The sequence below is a fragment of the Oculatella sp. LEGE 06141 genome (genome assembly GCF_015207605.1).
Taxonomy (GTDB): Bacteria; Cyanobacteriota; Cyanobacteriia; order Elainellales; family Elainellaceae; genus Oculatella.
This window is the reverse complement of record NZ_JADEWO010000005.1, coordinates 95,243-118,940: the sequence shown is the minus strand read 5'-3', so window position 1 is coordinate 118,940 and position 23,698 is coordinate 95,243. Positions and strand designations below refer to the sequence as shown.

The 23,698-nt window shown below is 53.1% G+C and carries 19 protein-coding genes; 9 read left to right on the top strand and 10 right to left on the bottom strand.

Features of this window, described 5'->3' with window-relative positions; all coding sequences use genetic code 11:
- Positions 1 to 124 precede the first annotated feature (124 nt).
- The gene (locus tag IQ268_RS05740; protein ID WP_370584650.1) at positions 125 to 1,927 is read right to left on the bottom strand and encodes a metallophosphoesterase; all 1,803 of its coding nucleotides are present in this window, start codon (positions 1,925 to 1,927) and stop codon (positions 125 to 127) included.
- A gap of 210 nt (positions 1,928 to 2,137) precedes the next feature.
- Here IQ268_RS05740 and purL point away from each other — a divergent pair, with 210 nt between their 5' ends.
- The 3 genes from purL (at position 2,138) to IQ268_RS05725 (ending at position 7,044) form a co-directional block, all read left to right on the top strand.
- Entirely contained in the window at positions 2,138 to 4,513 is a 2,376-nt protein-coding gene (gene purL, locus IQ268_RS05735; protein WP_193876446.1) for a phosphoribosylformylglycinamidine synthase subunit PurL, read from the top strand.
- A gap of 182 nt (positions 4,514 to 4,695) precedes the next feature.
- Positions 4,696 to 6,222 (top strand): amidophosphoribosyltransferase, encoded by a 1,527-nt coding sequence (gene purF, locus IQ268_RS05730; RefSeq protein ID WP_193876444.1) that lies wholly within the window; start codon positions 4,696 to 4,698, stop codon positions 6,220 to 6,222.
- Positions 6,223 to 6,240: 18 nt separating this feature from the next.
- The gene (locus IQ268_RS05725) at positions 6,241 to 7,044 is read left to right on the top strand and encodes a DUF3386 family protein (RefSeq protein WP_228035125.1); all 804 of its coding nucleotides are present in this window, start codon (positions 6,241 to 6,243) and stop codon (positions 7,042 to 7,044) included.
- Positions 7,045 to 7,049: 5 nt separating this feature from the next.
- Here IQ268_RS05725 and IQ268_RS05720 read toward each other — a convergent pair whose 3' ends face one another.
- On the bottom strand, positions 7,050 to 8,378 hold the full coding sequence (locus tag IQ268_RS05720) for a dihydroorotase (protein WP_228035124.1): 1,329 nt from the start codon (positions 8,376 to 8,378) through the stop codon (positions 7,050 to 7,052).
- A gap of 436 nt (positions 8,379 to 8,814) precedes the next feature.
- Between IQ268_RS05720 and lepB the strand changes: the two genes are divergently transcribed.
- The gene (gene lepB, locus IQ268_RS05715; protein ID WP_193876442.1) at positions 8,815 to 9,438 is read left to right on the top strand and encodes a signal peptidase I; all 624 of its coding nucleotides are present in this window, start codon (positions 8,815 to 8,817) and stop codon (positions 9,436 to 9,438) included.
- 6 nt (positions 9,439 to 9,444) lie between these two features.
- On the opposite strand, the gene IQ268_RS05710 is transcribed toward lepB, so the two are convergent.
- Together IQ268_RS05710 and IQ268_RS05705 are read right to left on the bottom strand one after the other, a co-directional pair.
- Positions 9,445 to 10,710 carry a dihydroorotase gene (locus tag IQ268_RS05710; protein WP_193876440.1) on the bottom strand — a complete coding sequence of 422 codons (1,266 nt, stop codon included), beginning with the start codon at positions 10,708 to 10,710 and terminating at the stop codon, positions 9,445 to 9,447.
- Between the two features lie 75 nt (positions 10,711 to 10,785).
- Complete coding sequence (locus tag IQ268_RS05705) at positions 10,786 to 12,141, bottom strand: histidine phosphatase family protein (protein ID WP_193876599.1); 1,356 nt, start codon at positions 12,139 to 12,141, stop codon at positions 10,786 to 10,788.
- Between the two features lie 127 nt (positions 12,142 to 12,268).
- On the opposite strand from IQ268_RS05705, the gene IQ268_RS05700 reads away from it, so the two are divergent.
- Positions 12,269 to 13,885, top strand: a complete 1,617-nt coding sequence (locus IQ268_RS05700; protein ID WP_193876438.1) for a CPBP family intramembrane glutamic endopeptidase — start codon at positions 12,269 to 12,271, stop codon at positions 13,883 to 13,885.
- A gap of 160 nt (positions 13,886 to 14,045) precedes the next feature.
- On the opposite strand, the gene hemJ is transcribed toward IQ268_RS05700, so the two are convergent.
- On the bottom strand, positions 14,046 to 14,645 hold the full coding sequence (gene hemJ, locus IQ268_RS05695; RefSeq protein ID WP_193876436.1) for a protoporphyrinogen oxidase HemJ: 600 nt from the start codon (positions 14,643 to 14,645) through the stop codon (positions 14,046 to 14,048).
- 319 nt (positions 14,646 to 14,964) lie between these two features.
- A complete protein-coding gene (locus IQ268_RS05690; protein WP_193876434.1) occupies positions 14,965 to 17,820 on the bottom strand; it encodes an EAL domain-containing protein in 2,856 nt (951 codons plus the stop codon).
- A gap of 758 nt (positions 17,821 to 18,578) precedes the next feature.
- Between IQ268_RS05690 and IQ268_RS05685 the strand changes: the two genes are divergently transcribed.
- Positions 18,579 to 18,908, top strand: coding sequence for an MgPME-cyclase complex family protein (locus IQ268_RS05685; RefSeq protein ID WP_193876432.1), 330 nt, complete (start codon positions 18,579 to 18,581; stop codon positions 18,906 to 18,908).
- Positions 18,909 to 19,018: 110 nt separating this feature from the next.
- A complete protein-coding gene (locus IQ268_RS05680) occupies positions 19,019 to 19,768 on the top strand; it encodes a hypothetical protein (protein WP_193876430.1) in 750 nt (249 codons plus the stop codon).
- Between the two features lie 55 nt (positions 19,769 to 19,823).
- On the opposite strand, the gene IQ268_RS05675 is transcribed toward IQ268_RS05680, so the two are convergent.
- From IQ268_RS05675 to folD, 3 genes are all read right to left on the bottom strand, one after another.
- Positions 19,824 to 20,279: a divergent PAP2 family protein gene (locus IQ268_RS05675; RefSeq protein ID WP_193876428.1), complete on the bottom strand. Its 456-nt coding sequence runs from the start codon at positions 20,277 to 20,279 to the stop codon at positions 19,824 to 19,826.
- A gap of 14 nt (positions 20,280 to 20,293) precedes the next feature.
- Complete coding sequence (gene crtE / locus IQ268_RS05670) at positions 20,294 to 21,229, bottom strand: geranylgeranyl diphosphate synthase CrtE (RefSeq protein WP_193876426.1); 936 nt, start codon at positions 21,227 to 21,229, stop codon at positions 20,294 to 20,296.
- 208 nt (positions 21,230 to 21,437) lie between these two features.
- Positions 21,438 to 22,304, bottom strand: a complete 867-nt coding sequence (folD, locus tag IQ268_RS05665; protein ID WP_193876424.1) for a bifunctional methylenetetrahydrofolate dehydrogenase/methenyltetrahydrofolate cyclohydrolase FolD — start codon at positions 22,302 to 22,304, stop codon at positions 21,438 to 21,440.
- A 99-nt stretch (positions 22,305 to 22,403) separates the two neighbouring features.
- Between folD and IQ268_RS05660 the strand changes: the two genes are divergently transcribed.
- Both IQ268_RS05660 and IQ268_RS05655 read left to right on the top strand, forming a co-directional pair.
- Positions 22,404 to 22,655: a hypothetical protein gene (locus tag IQ268_RS05660; protein WP_193876422.1), complete on the top strand. Its 252-nt coding sequence runs from the start codon at positions 22,404 to 22,406 to the stop codon at positions 22,653 to 22,655.
- A 4-nt stretch (positions 22,656 to 22,659) separates the two neighbouring features.
- Positions 22,660 to 23,049, top strand: a complete 390-nt coding sequence (locus tag IQ268_RS05655) for a RidA family protein (protein WP_228035123.1) — start codon at positions 22,660 to 22,662, stop codon at positions 23,047 to 23,049.
- Positions 23,050 to 23,060: 11 nt separating this feature from the next.
- Here the strand turns inward: IQ268_RS05655 and IQ268_RS05650 are convergent, their stop codons facing one another.
- On the bottom strand, positions 23,061 to 23,690 hold the full coding sequence (locus tag IQ268_RS05650; protein ID WP_193876420.1) for an NADPH-dependent F420 reductase: 630 nt from the start codon (positions 23,688 to 23,690) through the stop codon (positions 23,061 to 23,063).
- Positions 23,691 to 23,698: the final 8 nt, after the last annotated feature.

Below are 23,698 nucleotides of genomic sequence, written 5' to 3'. Positions count from 1 at the left end.
GCGACCTCTCCTCTCATCAACCCAATCGGAGGGGGTCTGGGGGAAGCGGGTCGTCCCCCAGTGGGGGTTGAGGTAAGCCCCTAAGGTCTCGAATGGCCCCACTTAACTACCCGCACCACCCACTTCACTGCAACTGAAACTGGTCAAACTGAATCACCTCTGACCCCGGATCTCTAGTATCAAACCGATAACTGCTTACCGTTCCCGTTCCCGTATCCAAAATACTGAACGCCGTCATCTGATCACTGGAAACATAAGGCTGCGGCTGTCCAGCTTCATCCAACAGCGGTGCGATCGACGGCATCACTGGCTCCAGCCCATTCGGGTCGCCCATTGCCACATAGGTTTCATCAAACCCTAGTGGAATCGATCGCCGCTTGTTCTCGACATATGCCCCATAGGTATTTCCCACATTCGAGGATTCTAAAAAGTGCATTCCAGCATCGCTGACAAAGCGGTTCCAGATGTGCGAGTGCCCATAATATACCAACTGCACACCCGCCTCTTCCAACAACGGCACCACATCCCGAATCAGGTAATCTGCCTCCAGCGGATACTCGTAGCGAACCGCATTCAGGCGACCATCTGGAAGGCGATCGACCACCTGCACCGGATCAGTGTAAGCAGGCATCACATTATCCCCTAGCGAGTGGGGCGGATGATGAAACATCACCACCTTATAGGTAGCCCGCTGAAAATCTGCCCCATTGAGTTCAGCTTGCAGCCAGTCATATTGGAGACTACCCGGCTGAATCGATTCAAAGATGTGCTGCCCATATCCCCATTTTTCGGGATTTTTCAGGTCATCATCCCGCTCTCGATACTTACCTTTGACCTCCGGCCCCAGACTAGATTTGCGCCAGATATTTGCGGCATACAGCACCACCAGCCGAACATCACCCAGGCTCACCGCATAGTATTTTTCACCTCCTGAACTGCTTTCTGGTAGCGTAAACACCTCTTCATAGGTGTCGCTGTTGAATGAATGGTCCTGTAGCCAGTCTGTCTGGGTGGAATTGGTGTTAGCGTCAAGCTGTGACATCTCGGCATATTCGGCTGCCGCCTGCCGAGGGTACGGATCATCAAACTGCTCCCCCAAACCAACGTCCATCGAAAAGCGACCCATTACTTCATGGTTGCCGATCGCCGGAAACAACGGTGCCGATTGAATGATGGCTCCACCGCTATAGCGTGACACCACACCATCCCGGTCTAGCTCTCGCTCGGCGTGCCCCTGCAAACTGGGAAAGAAAGCAGCGCCCCGGTTGTCATCAAACCATTCAGAGGCGCGATCGGGTATGTTCACTAAATCTCCAGCCAAAAACACCGCATCTGGCTGTCCCACCGTCTCCACCACCTTTTGCAGGTTGGCAGCCGTCATCGGCATTTGTTGGTGGTCTGAGGTCAGCAAAATTTTCAACGGCTGTCCTGGGTTTGGCAACGCCGCCAGGGTAAAGCGATCGCTCCGCACCTGCTGCCCATTTACCTCACTCATCACCTGATAGGGCACCCGTACCCCCGGCTCCAACCCGGTCACCTCTGCCTCATGCCGCCAAACATCGCGCATCACGGGAGCCTGGTACACTTGACCATCTTCCGTTTGCGCTCCGACGCGTGATTTTTCGTCTTCCCGTACGCGACTGAGCTTCGTTGTATTGGCGGCTGCCGTTTGCCCCAGGTCGCCATAGCGAACGGTGTGGCGATCGCCCTCAAACTCCGTAAACCAGACCACACGAACCGAGTTTGCCGTTGGCAACTGCAAAAATGGATCGGTCAATAGCGTCGATGCCGATCCGCCAACGGCTTGGATCGCCCAATTTAAGCCAGTAAGCGCAATCCCCAAAAGTAGCACACCCAGGATCGCGAGCATTAGAACGCGACCGTTGGAATAGTCCGACCATCGGTTTCTGCGACGAGATCGCCTCATCATTCTGGTTTCCTGCTGCACACTGCAACTCCAGTTCAGCACAGCTCAATCATCTTTCGGATCAGTTCACACCAACGAACTATCCTTTCGGGTGTGGAGACTCTGGGCAAGGGGCGATCGTTCCTCCCTGCTATCCTACAAATCTTCCAAAGATAATTGTAAAAATCTCGATACAATTGATACCTGTTCCATCGATCGCTACACAAGTTTATGTCCGCCTCATCTGCTCCTTTTTCTGCCGAAGAAATTGCCGCCGAAGGGTTAAAGCCCAACGAGTACGAAGAAATTGTCCATCGGCTGGGGCGGCATCCCAACAAAGCTGAACTAGGCATGTTTGGGGTGATGTGGTCAGAACACTGCTGCTATAAAAACTCAAGACCCTTGCTCAAACAGTTTCCCACCACCGGAACGCGCATTCTGGTTGGCCCCGGCGAAAACGCGGGCGTGGTAGACATGGGCGATGGCCTCCAGCTTGCCTTCAAAATTGAATCCCACAACCATCCCTCAGCCGTCGAGCCGTTTCAAGGTGCCGCCACAGGGGTGGGGGGTATTCTACGGGACATTTTTACCATGGGCGCTCGTCCGATCGCCGTACTCAATTCTCTGCGGTTTGGTTCCCTAGAAGACGCTCGCACCCGACGGCTGTTTGGTGGCGTGGTGGCAGGCATTGCCCACTACGGCAACTGTGTGGGTGTGCCAACCGTAGGCGGTGAGGTGTACTTTGATCCAGCCTATTCGGGTAATCCCTTAGTGAATGCAATGGCGCTAGGGCTGATGGAAACACCAGAAATTGTCAAATCGGGGGCGATCGGGATTGGGAATCCGGTGCTGTACGTTGGCTCCACCACCGGACGAGACGGCATGGGCGGTGCCAGCTTTGCCAGTGCGGAATTGAGCGATGAATCGGAGGCAGACCGTCCAGCGGTGCAAGTGGGCGACCCGTTTCTAGAAAAGTCATTGATTGAGGCGTGTTTGGAAGCCTTCAAAACTGGAGCCGTTGCCGCTGCCCAGGACATGGGGGCTGCTGGCCTCACTTGCTCCACCTCGGAAATGGCGGCAAAAGGTGGCGTGGGCATTGAGCTAGATCTCGATCGCATTCCAGTCCGCGAAACGGGAATGGTGCCCTACGAATACCTGCTGTCTGAATCGCAAGAACGAATGCTGTTTGTGGCTCATAAAGGACGTGAGCAGGAACTCATCGATATTTTTGAACGGTGGGGCTTGCACGCTGTCGTCGCCGGAACGGTAATTGAAGAATCGATCGTGCGGATCTTGTTCCAGGGAGACGTAGCGGCTGAAATTCCGGCAACCGCATTATCAGACAACACGCCAATTTATCATCGAGAATTGTTGGCCGAACCGCCCGCATACGCGCAACATGCCTGGGCCTGGATGGAAGAATCGTTGCCGCCCTGCACAACAGACGGTATTACAGTAGCAGGCGACGCATTATCGTGGACGGAGGTACTGCTGCGGCTGTTGGATACACCGTCGATCGCCTCTAAGCAGTGGGTTTATCGCCAATACGACCAGCAAGTGCAGAACAACACCGTTGTGCTGCCGGGGGGTGCAGATGCCGCAGTGATTCGATTACGTCCCCAAGAAACCGAGAACGGCACAACGGCCACAGCCAGCGTTAAAGGGGTTGCAGCCACCGTAGATTGCAACGCTCGCTATGTCTATCTCCATCCCTACGAAGGAGCCAAAGCAGCCGTGGCAGAAGCCGCCCGCAACTTGAGCTGCGTTGGGGCAGAGCCGCTCGCCGTAACCGACAACCTCAACTTTGGCAGCCCAGAAAAACCCATCGGCTACTGGCAGTTGGCAGAAGCCTGTCGCGGCTTAGCAGAAGCCTGCCGCGAATTTGAAACGCCCGTTACAGGGGGCAATGTGTCGCTGTATAACGAGACGTTAGATGCTGCCGGAACTCCCCAGGCAATTTACCCCACGCCTGTCGTTGGCATGGTAGGAGCCGTGGCAGATGTGACGCAAAGCCGGGGTCAAAGCTGGCTGGCTGAAGGAGATGTGATTTATCTGCTGGGTTTTACGCCCGAAATGGCATCTCAAACAATGGCACAACACGATCGCCGCTTAACGCTGGGTGGGTCAGAGTATCTGGCTAGCATCCACAGCACCGTGGCGGGAATACCGCCCATCGTCGATTTTGAACTAGAACAAATGGTGCAAATGGTGTGCCGAGATGGCATTCAGCAGGGATGGATTCGCTCGGCTCACGATTGCGCCGAGGGGGGACTGGCGATCGCCCTTGCCGAGTGCGGCACCACTCATGACTACGGTGCCAACATTACCCTGGATATTGACTCGAATACCTCCGTTCGTTGGGATCGAATGCTGTTTGGCGAAGGGGGAGCCAGAATTGTCGTGTCAGTACCTCCAGATTCCATTGAACCCTGGGAATCCTATCTCAATCAACACCTGGGAACGCAATGGCAGCGACTGGGCACAGTTGGCCGCAAAGGCAGTGATCTCCGAATCTCGACTGCTGATAACCTGACGTTAATCAACGCTAGGATGACAGAGGTAAGGGAGCGGTGGCTTCATGCGATCGATCGCCGTTTAGCGGTTTAACGGCTCTGCCGTCATCAGGCTTTCAAGTTACTGGTAGTAAACCTGACGTTGCGCTACTGTTAGGGAGTGGGAATGTTAAGAAATAATTAAAAGCAACTTGCTTTCTCATGAACTGGCTACGTCATCCGGATCCGTGTGTTCTGCACTACTTCAATCGTCCCCAATAGGAGCCAAATTCTCCCATGATGCCTCAATCTTCCGACTGCTCGCATTCTGCCGAACTGCTTTCTGAGCATGATGTTGATCCTACTTCCGATCGTCCCGACAAACCGGAAGAAGCCTGTGGAGTATTTGGCATATTTGCCCCCGGAGAAGACGTTGCTAAACTCACATACTTTGGGCTGTATGCCTTGCAGCATCGAGGTCAAGAATCTGCTGGCATTGCAACGTTTAAAGGTGACCAGGTTTGCTTGCACAAAGACATGGGGCTGGTTTCTCAAGTCTTTAGTGAGCAAATTTTGGCTGATTTGATTGGAGACCACGCCGTTGGGCATACGCGGTATTCCACCACTGGGTCTAGCCGGGTGGTGAATGCTCAGCCTGCGGTGGTTGAAACCCGGCTTGGCCCATTGGCGCTGACCCACAACGGCAACCTCGTCAATGCGTCTGCCTTGCGCGAGGAAATTATTCAAACCAACGTCAACTTACTGACCACCACCGACTCTGAACTGATTGCGATCGCCCTTGCTGAAGAGGTCAACGCTGGCAAAGACTGGATCGAGGGGGCAGTTAGCGCCTTCCATCGCTGTAAGGGGGCATTTAGTTTGGCGATCGCCACTCCCACAGGTGTGATGGGTGTTCGCGATCCCAATGGCATTCGACCGCTGGTAATTGGAACGTTGAGTGATGACGACTCGGATGCGCCAATCCGCTACGTATTTGCCTCTGAAACCTGCGGCCTGGACATCATTGGAGCCGATTACTTACGGGATGTTGAACCAGGTGAACTCGTCTGGATTGATGAGCAAGGCTTATCCTCGGTGAAATGGGCACCTCAAGCGCAGCGCAAGCTGTGCATCTTTGAGATGATTTACTTTGCCCGTCCCGATAGCGTTATGCATGAAGAGAGCCTGTACAGCTATCGGTTGCGGTTGGGGCATCAATTAGCAATGGAAGCACCCGCCGAGGTCGATTTAATTTTGGGCGTACCCGATTCTGGTATTCCAGCGGCGATCGGGTTCTCTCAAGCGTCTGAGATTCCCTATGCAGAAGGATTGATTAAAAACCGCTATGTGGGGCGAACCTTCATTCAGCCGACTCAAAGTATGCGAGAAGCGGGCATTCGGATGAAGCTCAACCCGCTCAAAGATGTGCTGCAAGGCAAGCGTATTTTGATTGTGGATGATTCTATTGTGCGCGGCACAACCAGCAAGAAAATCGTCAAAGCATTGCGCGATGCAGGGGCGATCGAAGTTCATATGCGGATTTCGTCTCCTCCGGTAACGCATCCTTGTTTCTACGGCATTGACACCGACAGCCAGAACCAGTTAATTGCGGCAACCAAGTCCGTTGCAGATATTTCGGCTCAAATTGGGGTCGATTCACTGGCCTATCTCAGTTGGGAAGGGATGTTGAAAGCCACCGGAGAAGATCCAGAAGGATTCTGCTCTGCTTGCTTTACGGGCAACTATCCTATCGCCGTGCCAGAACCTGTGAAGCGCTCTAAACTAATGCTTGAGAAGAAGATTCCGGCGACAACCCCTGTGTAGTCTTTATAACGTCTTGATATGCAATTGAACTCAATGGGTCGAACCCTCCTCAACTGGAGCCTCAGCCTACTGTTGCTGCTGAGCAGTTGGGGAGTGAGCAGCAGTGCGATCGCGGCTGAGGCATTGGGCGATCGGATGGACAATTCCCCGCCTGCGATCACGGGACCCGCCGCAGAGTCGGCGCTTGATCTGTTTCGAGACGCATACGAGCATCGGTATACCTGGAATATCGACTTTCCGGGGTATCAGGCAGAAGTATCTGTTCGCTATGAAGGGCAGCTTTATCACGGTCTGGTGCACGTTAAGCCTGACTTGACAACAGACGTGATCAACATTGAAAACCGCGATGTGGCTCAACTCGTTGATTCTCAACTTCAAATGAGCATCACCCATCTAAAGCGAGTCCCGTTTGCCGAACGGCATCAACAGCATCAATTTGAGCGAGTAGGTGAGGATGAAACAGGCGCTACCGAAATTCAGCAGCTTGGAGATGATAGCGACTCTCATTACAAAGTGAAAGACCAGGAAATTAAGCAGGTCAATCGCGTTTTAGGCGATGTCGCCGTGAAGGTGGATACGTTGGGGTCTATTCGCACGCCTGAGGGCTATCTGCCAACCCGGTTTCAAGTGACCTTTAAGGATGTGCAAACGGGAGAGGTGCTGGAACAAGACGACGTGCGAGACTTTTATGAAAAAATCGGTAGCTACTATCTGCTGACCAATCGAGAAATTCGGTTTGGTTTAGAAGAAGGCCCCCGGCTCAAGCCGCTGCCCGATGTTACTGTCCGCTTTGATAGCGTGCAGCCTTTACCCATCATTTAATCAACCTACTGATTGAACGTGAGAGCCTGCCCTCGCACCTCAGTGTTAAATTTGCCGTGGTCATAGACGACCTGCCCACCAACGATAGTAACGGCTGCCCATCCGGTGAGGTTCCAGCCTTCAAACGGACTCCAGCCACACTTGGTTTGCAGTTCTTCTCGCACCACCGGACGATAGGTGTTGAGATCCACCAGAACCAGATCGGCATCGTAGCCAGGGGCGATCGCCCCCTTGTTCGGAATTCCGTAGGCTTGGGCAACGGCCGTTGACATCCACCGGGACACTTGAGCAACGGTACACCGTCCCTGCACGGCCTGAGTCAACATCAGCGCCAATGAGGTTTCCACTCCCGGCATTCCCGATGGCGAGTTGGGATAGGGCTGCGCTTTTTCGGCCAGCGTGTGGGGAGCATGGTCGGTGGCGATAAAGTCAATCACGCCATCGAGCAACGCTTGCCAGAGCACGTCATTGTCGTGGGGCGATCGCAACGGCGGATTCATTTGAGCCAGGGTGCCGATCGTTTCGTAGGCGCTGGTATTGAGCAGCAAATGTTGAGGTGTAACTTCTGCGGTCACCCAGGCGGGTTTGTCGTGGCGCAGCAGTTCCGCTTCGTCTGCCGTAGACAGATGCAAGATGTGGAGCCTACGGTGATATTTCTTGGACAGGCCGATCGCCAGTTGGGTTGCTTCTAGCGCCGCCTGATTGTCTTGAATTTGAGAATGAATCGCCGGATCAGAATGACCCGCAAACTGTTCTCGCCGTTGCCGAATTCGATCCTGGTCTTCGGCATGAACCGCAATTAACCGCGAGCCGTTCGCAAAAATACTCTCCAATGCCGCTTTCTGATCAACCAGCAACGCGCCATGCATCGACCCCATAAAAATTTTGATGCCGGGGGTGGGGTTGGCTGTCACCAGGTCGGGCAAATTTTCAGCCGTCGCGCCAATAAAGAAACCATAGTTGACCAAACACTTACTGGCCGCTAACGCTAATTTGTCGTTCAGTACCGTCTGGGTTGTCGTCAGCGGCTTTGTATTCGGCATTTCCAGAAACGACGTTACGCCACCTCTAGCGCAAGCACGGCTGGCGGTATACAAATCTTCTTTATGTTCCAGGCCAGGATCACGAAAATGCACCTGTGGATCAATGACTCCTGGCAACAAAGTCAGTCCATCTGCGTCAATTTCTCTAGTGCCTGAATCCACGGTTGAAGCGGAGATGTCGGGCGCAACCTGGACAATGGAGCGATCGCGAATCTGAACATCGCCCCTGAGAAATTCTCCGTTGGGCAACAGAATCTCAGCGCGACGAAGCAACAGGGAGTTGGCAGCCATCAGTTAAAGGGGTGAAGTGAGTGGGCAAGTCTGGATCATTTATCTGGATAATGTATAAATTGGCAATCCAGACCGATGCACTTTAGTCGAAGGTAGCAAAGAATGGCCTCCCTTTGACTGGAACCTTGACTATAAATTAATTAAGAATTCGCTCTGTGTAGATGATCTTCTGCGAATATCGCCAATCAGAGTGAAGATTTGCTAGATTTTCCTAGACAAACTCGCTCTAACTTGTGATACAACTCTGATACCTTGATTGATCGGCGGTAGCGTACAAACATCACTCAAGCAAATTCTTTAGAATGGAGCTGAACGTACAAGCTATAACATGTCTATCCAATCTGATCACAATGCTCAACCTGGGTCTGACAGCACGCAACCGCTCGTTTCTGACACATCTCATCCAGGAGGACAACCAGATACAGGAGTGTCTAAAATGTCGGCGTCTCGTTCATCAGGTAAGAATACTGTGAAAAATTCAGAAAATCCGGTGGTAGAGGGTCTCAAGACCATTGGACTAAGCATCGTTTTAGCGCTGGGTATTCGTCATTTTGTTGCAGAGGCTCGCTACATTCCCTCTGAGTCGATGTTGCCAACGCTAGAAGTGAACGATCGCTTAATTGTTGAAAAAATTAGCTACCACTTCAACTCGCCGCAACGGGGAGACATTGTTGTCTTTTGGCCAAACGAGCGGCTAAGGCAAGAAAACCCTAGCTTAAGAGACGCGTTTATCAAGCGGGTGATTGGCTTACCGGGCGACACAATTGAGGTCAGGGGTGGTCGCGTTTATGTCAATGGTGAAGCCATCCGAGAAAACTATATTGCGGCAGAACCCGATTATCAATGGGGGCCTGAAACGGTTCCTCCCGATTCTTATTTAGTGTTGGGCGACAACCGCAACAACAGTTACGACAGCCACTTCTGGGGCTATGTGCCTCGGGAGAATATTATTGGCCGTGCGGTGGTTCGGTTTTGGCCGCCCAATCGCATGGGTGAGCTTGGCCCCACCCCACCCTATCGCCAGGGTTCAGCAGAAGAGGCAGCCCCAGCGGCGCAATAGGCGTGCTCAAGGAGTCCACACTTTTATCACTCGACCAATCAGCTCCTGACCCAGCCAGGGTGTGTTGGTCGAGGTTGACTTCAAGCTGCTTGAGGTCACTTTCCAGGTCTGTTGCGGATCGAACAGGGTAAGTTCAGCCCTCTGGTTGGGTGCGATCGCTTCTAACGGCTGCCCCAGACATCTAGCCGGGTGAACGCTAAGGGCACGCCACAACGTCAACGCTGACCAGTTGCCAGACTCAACCAACCGTTGCCACAGTAGCGGCAACGCTAGTTCCAGCCCGATCGCTCCGGGTGGCGCTTCTGCAAAGGCAACCGTTTTTTCCTCGTAGGTGTAGGGGGTGTGGTCAATGGCGATCGCGTCAATAATGCCCTGCTCCACTGCATCAATCAGTGCTGCCTGGTCGGTTGGGTTTCCCAACGGTGGCTCCAGCCGCAAGCTGGGATCATAGCTTTGCACCGCATTGATGTTCAGCAGTAAATGCATCCAGGTTGTACTGGCTGTAATCGGTAAACCGCTGGCTTTGGCGGCGGCAATTTGCTCTACGCTGCGAGCGGTTGAAACGCGCATCAGGTGAACCGGAGTCCCGATCGCCGCCACACATTCCAGCAACGCTGCCAGGGGAGCGGTTTCTGCAAAGCTGGGGTTGCCGGGTAGCCCCAACCGCATGGCCTCGACTCCATCACGAACCACACCGCCACCGCTCAGTTCGGCATCCCAACACCACAGCGCAATTGGCTTGCCCAACGGCTGGGCATATTCCAGCGATCGCCGCAGCAGAGCCCAATTCTGTAACGACTGGCTCTCGGCAAACCCAACCACGCCTGCCGCTGCTAGATCAGCCAGCTCCGCCAACTGTTTGCCTGCTGCCCCCAGCGTCAACGCTCCCCAAAGTTGAACCTGGGGCAGAGCGGTTGAGGACGATTGGAGACTGGAGCGTAAAAACTCGACTCCTCCAGGATGGTCGATCGCAGGTTGGGTATCGGGCAGCACCGTTAACCGAGTAAACCCACCGGCGATCGCCGCTTGCCGCAGGGACTGGAGCGTTTCCCGCGATTCAAACCCTGGCTCTCCAGAATGGCTGTAGAGATCAATCAATCCGGTTCCTAACACCAAACCAGGGCGATCGACAATTTCGGCTGCGGCTGGAACATCACCGATATGTGGCTCAACTGCCGCAATTGTGCCGTCTGTAATTAGCACATCGGCAACGCGATCCGTATCCGCAACCGGATCAAGCAATCGAACTTGTCTTAGCAGTTCACTCGTCATAGCTGAGAGGTCTGAAAAACGAGGAATGGAGGGGGAGACGACAGTTGGCTGAAGTTAAATCCATCCCTCCCAACTCTATAACGCTCCTGCCGCTGTTTTATCGAGGACTCCCCCCAAATGGCTGGTGATGTTAACCGCTTGCAGCATCGGCGGCTGATCGCCCCCACGATGGTAATCAATCACACTCACGGCTCCGTTACCCTGCTTAAAGGTCCAGAAGTGTTCTGGGCCTAACCCAGCCAGATAGCAAAGAATGGCTTTGTTGACCGCATCATGGGCAACCACTAAAACCGTTGGAATCTGAGCCAGGTCATTGACGGGCGTAGAGGCAACAATGGCATCCCAGGCAGCGATCGTCCGATCCCAGACCTGCTGCAAGTTTTCGCCTTCCGGCATTTGTACGGTTTCAGGCGCTTTTTGCCACTGCTCTAGCAAACCGGGATAGGCGGCTTCAATGTCCTCTTCCAACTGGCCTTCCCAACGACCGTGGCTAATTTCACGCAGGTTGCTGTCTAACTCCAGCGTGAGGTGGGGATGATCTTGCAAAATGCGTTCAGCCGTTTCCTTTGGGCGCAGCATGGGGCTGCTAACCGCGCGATCGAGCGGAATATTCTGCAAAAAAGCCGCCGCTTGAGCGGCCTGCACTTGCCCCTGTGGATTAAGCGGCACATCAATCTGACCCTGGAAGCGTTTCTGACGGTTCCAATCGGTTTCGCCGTGGCGCACCAAAAGCAGACGCGGCCCACGCTGATTGGCTCGCATTTTGGGTAATGGGTCGCCCAAGTGAGCCGTTAAGTTGGTCGATTCCAACTGTACGGGGTCGCCCAACCCACCCGAAAAGTTAAGGACGTTGATGCCGCAGTTGGCCTGGTGGAACGCTGTATAGCCCTCTGGCCCCAGCCCAATTGCACTGCTAATTAAACAGCGGTTGATGCCGCTGTGAGCCACTACCAAAATAGTGTCGCCTAGATGGTCGGGTAACACCGACTGCCAAAATCGCTTTGCCTGCTCGAACAGAGCAGGTACAGGATAAAAATCGGCCATGCCGTTGGCGGTTGGCACCTGAAAGCACAACTCGTGGGGGCGATCGCGCCAGCAAAGGTAGGCTTCTGGAAATTGCTGTTCAACGTCTTGAAAACTCAACCCTTCCCAGGGCAATAAATTGATTTCCTTCAGATCGTCACTCAAGTTCAGATCGAGCGATGGGTTAGCGTCTAAGCCAGCCAAGATCAACTCTGCGGTTGTTCTAGCCCGCATCAAAGGACTGCTGTAGGCTGCCGCGAATGGCAAACCTCGGAGTGCCATTCCAACCTGTTGGGCACCGGCACGACCTGCTTCAGTCAAATTTGACTCGTCGCAGTGACCCTGAACCCGACGCTGGACGTTGTAGGTGCTCTCGCCATGCCGGACGAGAATAACGCGAGTAGCCAGGGCTTTACCCTCCGTGAGACTGAGTACACAAAATCAGAAGCATTCTACCCTGTTCGGGGTACGGCTCTAAACAATTCTGACCGATGAACAGTGCGATAATGCCAGTCAGGAAATGGTTAAGTAAAGAATGACTCCAAAACGATTAATTCTGGCAGCAATTACGCTCGTTGTCGTTCTCCTCGTAGGAGGCTCGCTATTCAGTAGTTTAAGCGAGGCACAGATCACCGATCGCCTCCAACTTTACCAAACAGATCTACTGCTCAGCGCTAGCGAAATTCAAGTTGAAGAGGGAACAGACACGAATCTGGCTCAGGCGAGGGAAGCCCTGCTTGGAGAGAATCCGCTTGAAACCGCGCTAAACGAGTATCAAGAAGTGCGGCAGACGGCGCAAGCCAATTTAGAAAAGCTGCAAGCCCGATTACAGGAGTTAGAATCTCAACCAACGCTACCGGAACCATCGGCGGCCTCGTCTACTCCGCCCATTGTTACCCCTCAGCAGCAGCAGCTAGAGGCTACCCTGCAAAGCCAGCAAACGTTGTTTAACGAGTTGGGTTTACGCATCGGGATTTTGCAGACGCAGCAAAACCAGGTAACAGAGGCAGTGCAAACCTGGACGGCGATCGCTGAAAACCCGGCTGGAACGCAAACGGCACTGGACACCAAACAAGCCACTCCTGCGGTTGAAACGCAACCGTCTACCGTGTCCAGAACGGCCAGAACGCTGTTGGGACTGTGGAGCGAGCCGCCGCAACTGTTGCCCGATGCCGAACGTCAACTGCAGCAGAATTTGAATGGGTGGTTTCGTTACCAGGCATTAACTCGTTTGTATGAGTTGCAACAGCGTCCAGATGCACTGGCCAGCTTGCAAACAGCAGTGCAAACCACCGCTCAAGATACCCTGGTTAAACTGGCTCTGGTGGGTACAGCCCCGTTGATTGGCTGCTTGATTGGCGTGGGACTGCTCGTCTTTCTAATTAGCCAGCGAGCGATACAGGGCAAACAGGCTGTGCTAGCTCTTCCTGAGAGCGATCGCTGGGAGACTCCTTGGGACTGGGAAATCGTCTGGCAGGTGCTAATTGTCGGCTTTTTCTTTATTGGGCAACTGGTATTGCCGTTCCTGTTAAGAGAGGTAGTTGGCTTAAGCCTTTCGTCCTTTAGCAACCGAGCCAGAGCCGTGTATGCGCTGGTTTATTACGCACTCATGGCTGGCTCGGCTGTATTGGTTCTTTACCTGTCTATCCGGCGCTTTTTGCCGTTGCCTGAAGGGTGGTTTCGGTTGAACGGCCAGCGAAACTGGTTCGTCTGGGGGGTGGGAGGCTACTTTGTCGCGCTACCCCTCATGATTGGCGTATCGCTGCTGAATCAGCAAATTTGGCGGGGTCAGGGGGGCAGTAATCCACTGTTGCAGATCGTCCTGGAAGAGGGAGATACGGTAGCACTGTCTATGTTCTTCTTTACCGCTGCTGTTGCGGCTCCGGTGTTCGAAGAACTGCTGTTTCGCGGCTTTTTGCTACCGTCATTGACGCGCTATGTTCCTGCCTGGGGGGCGATCGCCCTCAGCAGTTTACTGTTTGCCGTTGCTCACCTTAGTCTATCGGAAGTGATTCCACTGGCCGTGTTGGGATCGGTTTTAGGGTTTGTGTATGTGCGATCGCGCAGTTTGCTTGCCCCCATGCTGCTTCATAGCCTGTGGAACAGTGCCACAATGCTGGGGCTGTTTCTGCTGGGCAGCGGCAATCATTAAACAGCCAGTCCAGCACAAGGAATAAGTAGGAGCCGCGATCGCTTCTGTAACGCCTGACGTGGGGCAGAGAATGCATCAGCGCAAGAAAACCGTTCAAAAAAAAAGACGCTGATGCAAGCGTCTCTGCGAGGATAAATAAATTCTGATTGATTAAACAGGTTTAGCCAGCTTGCGGTTCCGACGCGGCTCCATTCAAGGATGCCGCTTCAGCCATCTTGCGTTCTTGATCCAGTCGTCGCTTCTTGGCATAGAGCTGAATTGCCGCCGCCATAGCAACCACCATGGCAAAAACTGTCCAGGCTGCGCCACTGGTTGGGAAATTGTTTTTGAAAACCGCCAACATCACAATTAACACCAACAGAATCGTAGATACTTCGTTGAACCAGCGCAACTGCTGACCGGTCAACGTAAATTTACCTGCCGACATCTGTTTCATTAAGCGGAGACAGTAGTGATCGTAAACGAGCAGCAGCCCAACCAGCCCTAGTTTGATATGAAGCCAGCGATCGTGGAGCAAGTCAGGATTGATGACGAGCATGGCGATCGCCATTGTAACCGTAACCACCAGAGCTGGCGTCATGATGATGCGATAAAGCCGCTTCTCCATGATTTGATACTGCTGCTGCAAAATGCTACGAGCAGGTTCTGGCTGTTCGTTTGCTTCAACGTGATAAACAAACAGGCGAGGTAAATAAAACAAGCCAGCAAACCAGGCAACAATGCCAATAATATGAAATGCTTTGAACCAGAGATAATTCATGCGCCATCCTCTACGGTCAAGCTCAATTCTACCGAGTTGTTTTACCGCATTGAACCGCAGCAATAATCCTTAAGGTCAGAAGTTAAACCCATTCCAGCTAGGTCCAGCGGACACGGAGCCAATAAACAGGTTGAGCTAAAAAGGCTAAACAACGTTAGACTAAGGCGGATTAATTCACACCTGTGGAAAACCTCGAAATATCTGTGGAAAACCACGGGCTTGCCTGTGGAAAAGCTGTGGATTTCTGAAGAGTGCCGTCAGTGATTTATAAGAATTGTTAACGTGGCAGGCGATCGCATCCAGAGGCACTGCATTCGCTTCAACGCACTTCCAGGCTCGCCTTGGCTAAAAATTGGGTGGCGGCTTCGGTATCCAGAGGCTTTGAAAAGAAATACCCCTGCCCGTATTCACATTTCATAGCAAGCAACTGTTCTGCCTGTTCCTGGGTTTCTACCCCTTCGGCTGTAACATCCAGACCCAGGTTATGGGCTAACAGCAAGATGGTGCGTACAATTTCCGCGCTATCGTCACTGTCGATGCCCATTTTGCTGACGAACGACCGATCGATCTTTAGGGTATTGATGGGAAAGCGTCGCAGATAGCTCAGGGAGGAATACCCCGTACCAAAATCATCGATCGCCAACTGAATACCTGAACCTCGAATTTGCCACAGCATGTTAACAACCGATGCGGCTTTGTCCATGATGGTACTTTCTGTCATCTCTAGCTTGAGATAGGCCGCATCCAGTTCGGTTTCATGCAAAATTTGCCGGACTTGTTCAGTTAAACCCGCCTGTGAAAACTGCTTGCTAGACAGGTTGACGCTAATAGCCATCTCCGCCTGACTGGGGAATTGCGATCGCCATTGCTGCATTTGCCGACACGCCTGTCGCAAAATCCACCATCCCATCTGCACGATCAGCCCCGTTTCTTCCGCCATGGCAATAAATTTGCTGGGCATAAGAAACCCCCGCTCTGGATGCTCCCAACGAACGAGCGCTTCAAACCCGGCCACTTGTCGGGTTCTAAGGTGGATAATCGGTTGGTAATAAAGCTGTAGTTCCTGGTAGATGCCGCTCAGATCAACCGCACCATCCAGATCTTGCTCACCCAGAGCGATCGCACGGCGTAAATCGTTTTCTAACTGCAAACGAATCAGCATCCGGGTGTGCATGGCTCGGTCAAACACCTGGCACCTGGCTCTACCCAGCATTTTTGCCCGATGCATTGCTGTATCGGCATCGCGCAGCAGGTGGTCTGGTTGGGTGTAGCGCGTTGAGCTTAAGGCAATACCAATGCTCACGGTAATGAAGACTTCGCGCCCATCCAGGTTGAACGGCAGAGACAACACTTGCTGCACCCGTTCTGCCATTCGCAGGGCATCGCCCGTTTCCTGAACTTGATTCAACAAAATGGTGAATTCGTCCCCACCCACTCTGGCAATGATGTCATCCCCCATCAAAAACGAGCTAAGGCGTTGGGCGATCGCCACCAGCAAGCGATCGCCCAACTCGCTCCCCAGGCTGTTGTTCACGACCTTGAACTGATCCAGATCAAGCCAGAAGACTGCAAATGCGGTCATCGGATATTTCTGGATGCGGGTCATGGATTGCTGCAAATGATCCAAAAATCCAGCTCGATTGGGTAAACCCGTCAGGCCATCAAAAAAGGCGTTGCGCCGCAGTTGCTCTTCGGCTCGTTTGCGCTTGGTGATGTCCGTTTGAGAACCAACCATGCGTTCTGCTACGCCGTATCGATTGCGTACCGCCAACCCCCGGCTTAACATCCAGCGATAGGTGCCGTCCTGGTGAGCCATGCGGTGTTCATGCTCAAAATGCGAGGTTAGCCCTTGAATGTACTCATCAAGGGTTGTTTTTAGAGACGGCAGATCCTCCGGATGGACGCGGCTAAACCACTCCTGGGGGCGATCGCCAATCATGCCCTCTGGACAGCCCAACATTGCCTGCCAGCGGGAGGAAAAATACGTACGATTGGCTCGTAAATCCCAGTCCCATAAACCTTCGTTTGCCCCATGTACCGCCAGTGCATACCGCTCTTCGCTCTGCCGCAGCAAGATGTTGGTGCGAAGCTGCTCGGCCAGGGCTACCAAACTTGCCGCTAACCCAAACAGCAGCATTGGCACGGCGGTAGGCACCCAATAGTTCAGATGTAATAACCCCAAACTGAGACAAGCCCACCCCAAGCACAGACTCAGCCATGCCACCATCTGTAATTCAAAGGTCCAGTAGCTAAACGCAAACCCCAAGACTGGAACAGCCAAAAATAATAAAACCCACCACCGTTCGGGCGGTCGCTTGAGCAGGTTTTGCTGAAGCAGATTGTTGATCAAAGTGGCTTGCAGGTACACACCACTGCCAGGCGAATTACGGTTGAACGGAGTGCTAAGCGAGTCTCCCCCCGTTAGCGTGGTTCCAATGACGACAATCTTGTTGCGAAATGCTTGAGGTGAAACCTGCCCCTGTAGCACCGACAGAAACGGATACCGTATGGCTTCACGCGCCGGGGCGAACCAATTGATCCAGAGCGGCTGTTCCAGGTCGGGAAAGGCCACAGGCTCCCCGGCGCTTGAGTACAGTTGCGCGGCAATCACTCCCAGGGCAGTCACCCCTCGCTTTTGCGGCTCCACCACACGCATAATTCCGTCTGAATCGGCTTTGCGATAAGTATGCCCTACGGCGATCGCCGCATCGGCCAACACCGCGCTGGGTTTAATCGATCGACCTGATTCATCCCAGGTTTCAGCTAACACCACCCGTCCCTGGCGAGCCATTGCTGCTGCCAGCAGTTCGTCTTCGGTACTCGACTCAGCCAGCAGTAAATCAAACACAATAGCCGTCGGTTCTGCTGGTTGCAGCCTATCAATTAACGTGGCATAGCGCTGCCGCGACCAGGGCATCTGCCCCAATTCGCTTAAACTATCGTCATCAATTTCAATGACGACCACCTGCCGTCCCCAGGGAATAGACCCTCGCCAGTTGAATAGCGCGTTGTATGCTAAATGTTCCAGCGGTTCGCCTACTCCAATTTGCAGTAACCCAATCACGACCAAACACGCGACCACACCAGGCAATATGCGCCACCAGACTCTTGCCCCAAACGCAAGTCTGAAACGGGTATTGCCCTCAGCAGGCGTTGGTTTAAATCGGGTTTCCATTCCTGAATCCGCTGAATACGAACGAACAAATCATAGTCATGCTGCCATTAAGCTGCCATTAAGCTGCCCAGTTACAGGAATGGTGCCGTCCCTGTGGTTGCAGCCGCGACAATCATTGCCCTGGCGTAGTGTCTCACATGCAATGGGAGCTTGCCCTTTCCCCGTTTGGATTGTGCGATCGCAATACGACCAATACTGAACTAACAGACGGTTGAACAAACCATTCGTCTGTGAGGTTTAGTTAGGATGACCGCTCTGCGACCACAACCCTAACCCACTACCCCATCAATATTGAAACGATGTCCTGACAGTAACGCACATCCATGCGGGAATGGCCGCCATTGCCATCGGTTGATTGAACCACAACGTCTCCTGGAGAAATTGCCAAAACCAAGCCATTGAATATAGTGCCATTGTGGAATCTAACTCGCCAAGAGCGGAAACCCTCCGCAAGCCGCGAAAACCAATGGAGCATCAGGTATCCTTTTATTGGGCTACGAGTTGTACGGATGGTAACTACAGGTCTCTGATGGTCTGAATTGACTGACAAAACTCCTGAAACGCTGATTCTTCCATGCATCAGCGTCGGCTATGCTCAGTCTACGGTACTGGCAGGGGCGTCGTTTACGACTACGCTGAAGCTGCACCCGGACGATCGGTCAGGCAACCAGCCGCAGGTCTTGAGGTTTGTCATCCCGCCAGCTCGCACTGCTTGCAAAATAGTTTTTGCGTCCCCATTTAGATTCAACGTTTGAACAATGCAAACTTATTACTACGTTTTGGCAAGCCAGCGGTTTTTGACAGAAGAAGAGCCAATTGAAGAAGTATTGCGTGAGCGCACACGCAATTATCGCGAACAGGAAAAAGAAATTGACTTTTGGTTGATCCACCAGCCTGCCTTTTTGAACGCACCTGAACTGGCAGCCGTTAAAGCGCAGTGTCCTCAACCAGCCGCCGCTATTGTTTCAACCAATGCTCAGTTCATCACCTGGTTGAGGCTACGATTAGAGTTTGTGATGACTGGAGAATTCCAGGCTCCCTCCGCATCGATTCCCGATCCGCTGGCCTCACTGGCGGCGGTGTCTTAGCCTGCTCCGAACCCATCCGACCCGTGGTGAACTGATTCGTTGGTAAGCTATGCAGCATTAGGGGTGTGTCGTATCCTTCAACTCAAATCATTGCTTGAGGGCTGTAGATTATGTATCAAACTTCGCTCCAACGCTGTTCTGTGCTGATGGGTTCGGTTCTGTCGGCAACGATGAGCGTGCTGGCCGTTGGCAGTGCGATCGCGCAGTCCACTCCTGCCTGCACTCCTCCAGCCGCAGGTGAATATCTGCTGTTAGTATCTGAGGCAACCCCAGAGGTGCAAGCGCAGTTGCGCCAAACCCTACCACCGAACGCCACAACCACGGTTTGTCAGTATTTAGACAATGCTGTCGTTCGAGTCGGCGGATTCACCAGTGCTGCAAACGCCAACTCTTGGTCGCAGTATCTCAATGAACTGGGTGGCATGAGTGCCTTTGTGGCTCGTCCACCCGCTGCTGCTTCTATTGGCGGAGAATCAACAGCATCCAACGCAGCCACAACGGCAGCATCTGCCTCACCAGCCCAAACAGCAGCCTATAGGCCGCAAGCATTGGGGGCGGGCTATGCGGTGCTGGTCAATTACTTCAACCGTCCTACCCTGGCTGTAGAGATGCGGCAACTTCTCGCCCGCGATATTGGGTTAGCGGCTTACAACCGCAACCCCTATCTGCTGGCGTTGCATACCACCGATGCAACGGTAGCAGCGGCATTGCTGCAATCTCTGGGCGATCGCGGCTTTACAGCAGCCATGGTGGATAGCCGTCGGGTGGTTCTATTAACGCCCGCTGTTGCCATCTCCGGTAGCACCGCCAGCCAGGAGCAACCCAGTCAGAATGAAGCCAGTACAGCTAATGAGCCGTAGGCAAGGTGTTCTGGTTAAGGCTTGCTAGATCAGGCGCTCTTTAATTGCTCTGCGCTCAATAAGCAGGAGCCGCCAACCAGGACACCACCGCTCCTAGAATCGATCCGGCAATCACTTGCACAGGTGTATGGCCGAGCAGTTCTTTCAACCGCTCATCGTTAAATTCAGTTTCTTTGCTAAACAGTTCGTCAACGATCTGGTTCAGAATCCGAGCCTGTTTACCCGCCGCTTGCCGCACTCCAGCGGCATCGTACATCACAATGATGGCAAAGATAAAAGCGATCGCAAACTCACCGCTAGACCACCCAGCCGTTTGCCCCACCCCAACCGCAAGCGAAGTCACCAGAGCCGAGTGAGCGCTAGGCATTCCACCCGTTTCGACCAGCGTTCGAAAGTTAACTTTGCCGTGTCGGGCAAACTCAAACAACAGCTTTAAGACCTGAGCCAGAATGCAGGCAAAGACGGCAATTAGCAGGATATGGTTATCCAGGATGTCGCTTATATTATGCATGGGAGTACTCCATCCTAGTGGGTGCGGGCAGTAATGTAATCAGCGATCGCTTGCAGCGGCTTAGCGCGATCGCCAAACGGCTCCACCTGCGCTTTAGCAGCAGTAACCAGCGCTTGAGCTTGTCGTCGCGATTCTTCAATTCCCCAAAAGCTTGGATAGGTTGCTTTTTGAGCCTGAAGATCTTTGCCCGCTGTTTTGCCTAGTTCTTCTTGAGTTGCCGTAATATCTAGCACGTCGTCCACAATTTGAAACGCCAGCCCAATATCCTGAGCATACCTCGATAGCCGCACCAAATTAGAGTCGTCGGCACCTGCCAAAATTGCACCACACACCACAGACGCTTCTAACAACGCCCCAGTTTTGTGACGATGGATGAAGTTCAACGTCTCTAGCGAAACATCTGGCTTCCCTTCCGACTCTAAATCCACCACCTGCCCACCCACCAGTCCGGCTGCGCCCACTGCATGTCCCAGCCGAGCAATCACCTGCAAGACTCGCTCAGCGCTAACCTGTTGCGTTTGGGCAGCGACAAACTCAAACGCGTAGGCCAGCAAACCGTCACCCGCCAGGATCGCAATATCTTCGCCATACACCTTGTGGTTGGTTGGTTTACCTCGTCGGTAGTCATCGTTATCCATCGCGGGTAGGTCGTCGTGGATCAGCGACATGGTGTGGATCATCTCCAGAGCGCAGGCCGTAGGCATTGCCATTTCGGTGGTGCCCCCCAGCAGCTCGCAGGTCGCTAAACACAGAATGGGGCGGAGCCGCTTGCCACCCGCCATCAAGGAATAGCGCATTGCCTCATAAATTTTGTCTGGATAGACAACAGTAATAGATTGATTCAGGGCAGCTTCTACCTGCGCTTGCTGCGTTGCTAAATAGTCTGCCAAATCAAACTGCGTATCTGTTTCGTCTGCCACACCTGTGCCTCGATTGCTAGAGCTTGTCATTTCCTCACCACCACTGCGTTACCCATCTCCAGTTGATCATCTTAGAGCCAGTTGGCCGTTTATTTTCCTGGCGGTAATAAAGCAGGCGATCGCCCCTGAGCTGTTCGACCTGTTTCCCCTATTCTTGAAATGAATCTGTCTCCTGTTTAAATGCTGCGGCCAGTGTCCAGCCAGCACGCCTTTACGACTGCACAATGACTGCACAGCTTTATGACTGCTGGCGTTGACAATAACTCAATACCGTATTGTGGAGCAGCATGGCAACTGTCATGGGGCCAACTCCCCCCGGCACGGGCGTGATCCAGCCAGCAACGGCTTGCACCGCCGGAAAGTCAACGTCCCCAACCAGACGGCTGTTGCCGCTGTCATCTGTAATGCGATTCATCCCTACATCAATGACAGCCGCTCCCGGTTTGACCATGTCAGGCGTAATTAGATTGGGCTGACCCACTGCCGCCACCAAGACATCGGCGGTTCGAGCGATCGCGCCCAGATCGTGCGACCGGGAATGAGCGACCGTTACTGTGGCATTTTCGGCCAACAGCATCAACGCTAGGGGTTTCCCCACCAAAATACTTCGCCCTACCACCACAGCCTGCTTACCCTGGAGGTCAATTTTGTAGGTCTGTAACAGCCGCATTACACCAGCGGGCGTACAACTCCGCAGCCCTGGGTCACCCCGCACTAACCGACCCAGATTGACCGGGTGTAGCCCATCCGCGTCTTTATCGGGGTGAATTTGATTTAACAGTGCCACTGAGTCTAAATGACCCGGCAGCGGTAACTGCACCAAAATCCCATCGACCCGCTCATCCTGATTTAAAGCATCAATGGTTTGCTCTAGCTCAGATTGGGCGGTTTCTGCCGGAAAGTGTTTACCGTAGGAGGCAATCCCAACTCTAGCGCAAGATCGCTCTTTGTTGCGTACATAAGCAGCGCTGGCCGGGTTATCGCCCACCATCAAAACGGCTAAACCTGGAGGCCGCCCATAGGTCGCAGTTAAATCCTGAATCTGTTCGGTTAAATCGGCCTGTAGCTGTGCGGCTAATGCTTTGCCGTCGAGTAAACCTGCCATGATTGGGATACGTTAAATTAGGGGTCGTGTCCACTCCAGCACACTCCAGTACAGGAGAATAATGGCACTCTCACTAGTGTCTCAGATTTAGCCCACTCTGTGAGTAAATACCAACGACAAACGACTGCAATTTCTGTAACTGGAGGCCAGTTCAGCCCTATCCAGCCCGAATCAGTCCGGTTCGCTATCCGGTTAGAGATTGGCTCACTTCCAGCCTTGCCCTTGTTTGGGGCACTGGGATTTGCTTTGTTCTATCCCATTAGCCGTGATGTTCATACCAGTATTTTGCTGATGTTGCAAAAGCGTCAAGTAGGCCGTTCTGCTAACACAAGCTCCGCCTCGGAGGAATGAAATCATGAGTCGTCGCCTTATTTCGTCTGGCTCATCCTTTGAACGAGAGATTGGCTACTCCAGAGCGATCGTGGATGGCGATTGGGTCTTTATTTCCGGCACGACTGGCTTCAATTACAGCACAATGACTATTGCAGATGATGTAGTTGAACAGGCAGAACAGTGCTTTAAAAATATTGAAGCAGCCCTGGCGGAAGCAGAGTGTACGCTGAAGGACGTTGTTCGGGTTCGCTATATTCTGCCCAACCGGGACGATTTCGAACCCTGTTGGGCAGTGCTTCGGCAGTATTTAGGTGAGATCAGACCTGCTGCAACCATGATAGTGGCAGGTCTTTTCGATCCCCGGATGCGAATTGAGATCGAAGTAACGGCACGTCGGCACGTGCCCACATGAAGCCTGAATCATTATCGTTGAAGCAGTTTCATGGCAACAGCTCCCATGCCCTGAGCATAAGCAAGCTGAACCAGCAACATTCCAGATGGCTCTACATATCGAGCATTTTTGAGAGGGCCAGCGTCGATGGGTTCCACGTCTAGTTCTCGCAGCAAGTCGGCCACGATCGCCTTTGCCTCTTCATCATCTCCGCAATAGAAAACAGTGGGCTGCACCCCTTCAAAACGTGGAGAAGGTGAATGCAGCACTTCTGCAAAAACAGGCATTGCTTCAACCAACCTGGCACCCGGAGCCAATCGGGCAATCTCTTCGGCAGCAGAAGTCGACGTTCCAACCGCTAAACCGCTCATATCAGGCAAGAGGGCATTCACACAACTCAACACCACCTTGCCATCCAGTGACCCTGCCGCTTGAAGTGCATCCTCCACGGCTGACCAGGACACGGCCAACACCACTACATCCCCAAACTGAACGGCTTCAGCCGGGGTACCTACAGCAGCCGTTTCGCCCACTGCTGCGGCCACAGATTTGAGCTTGTCTGAGCTGCGGGAGTAGCTAAACATCAAGTTGTGCCCGTTTTTGACCCAGAATTTGCCCATGCCGCTGCCCATGTTGCCCGCGCCGATGATTCCGATATTCATTTCAGATT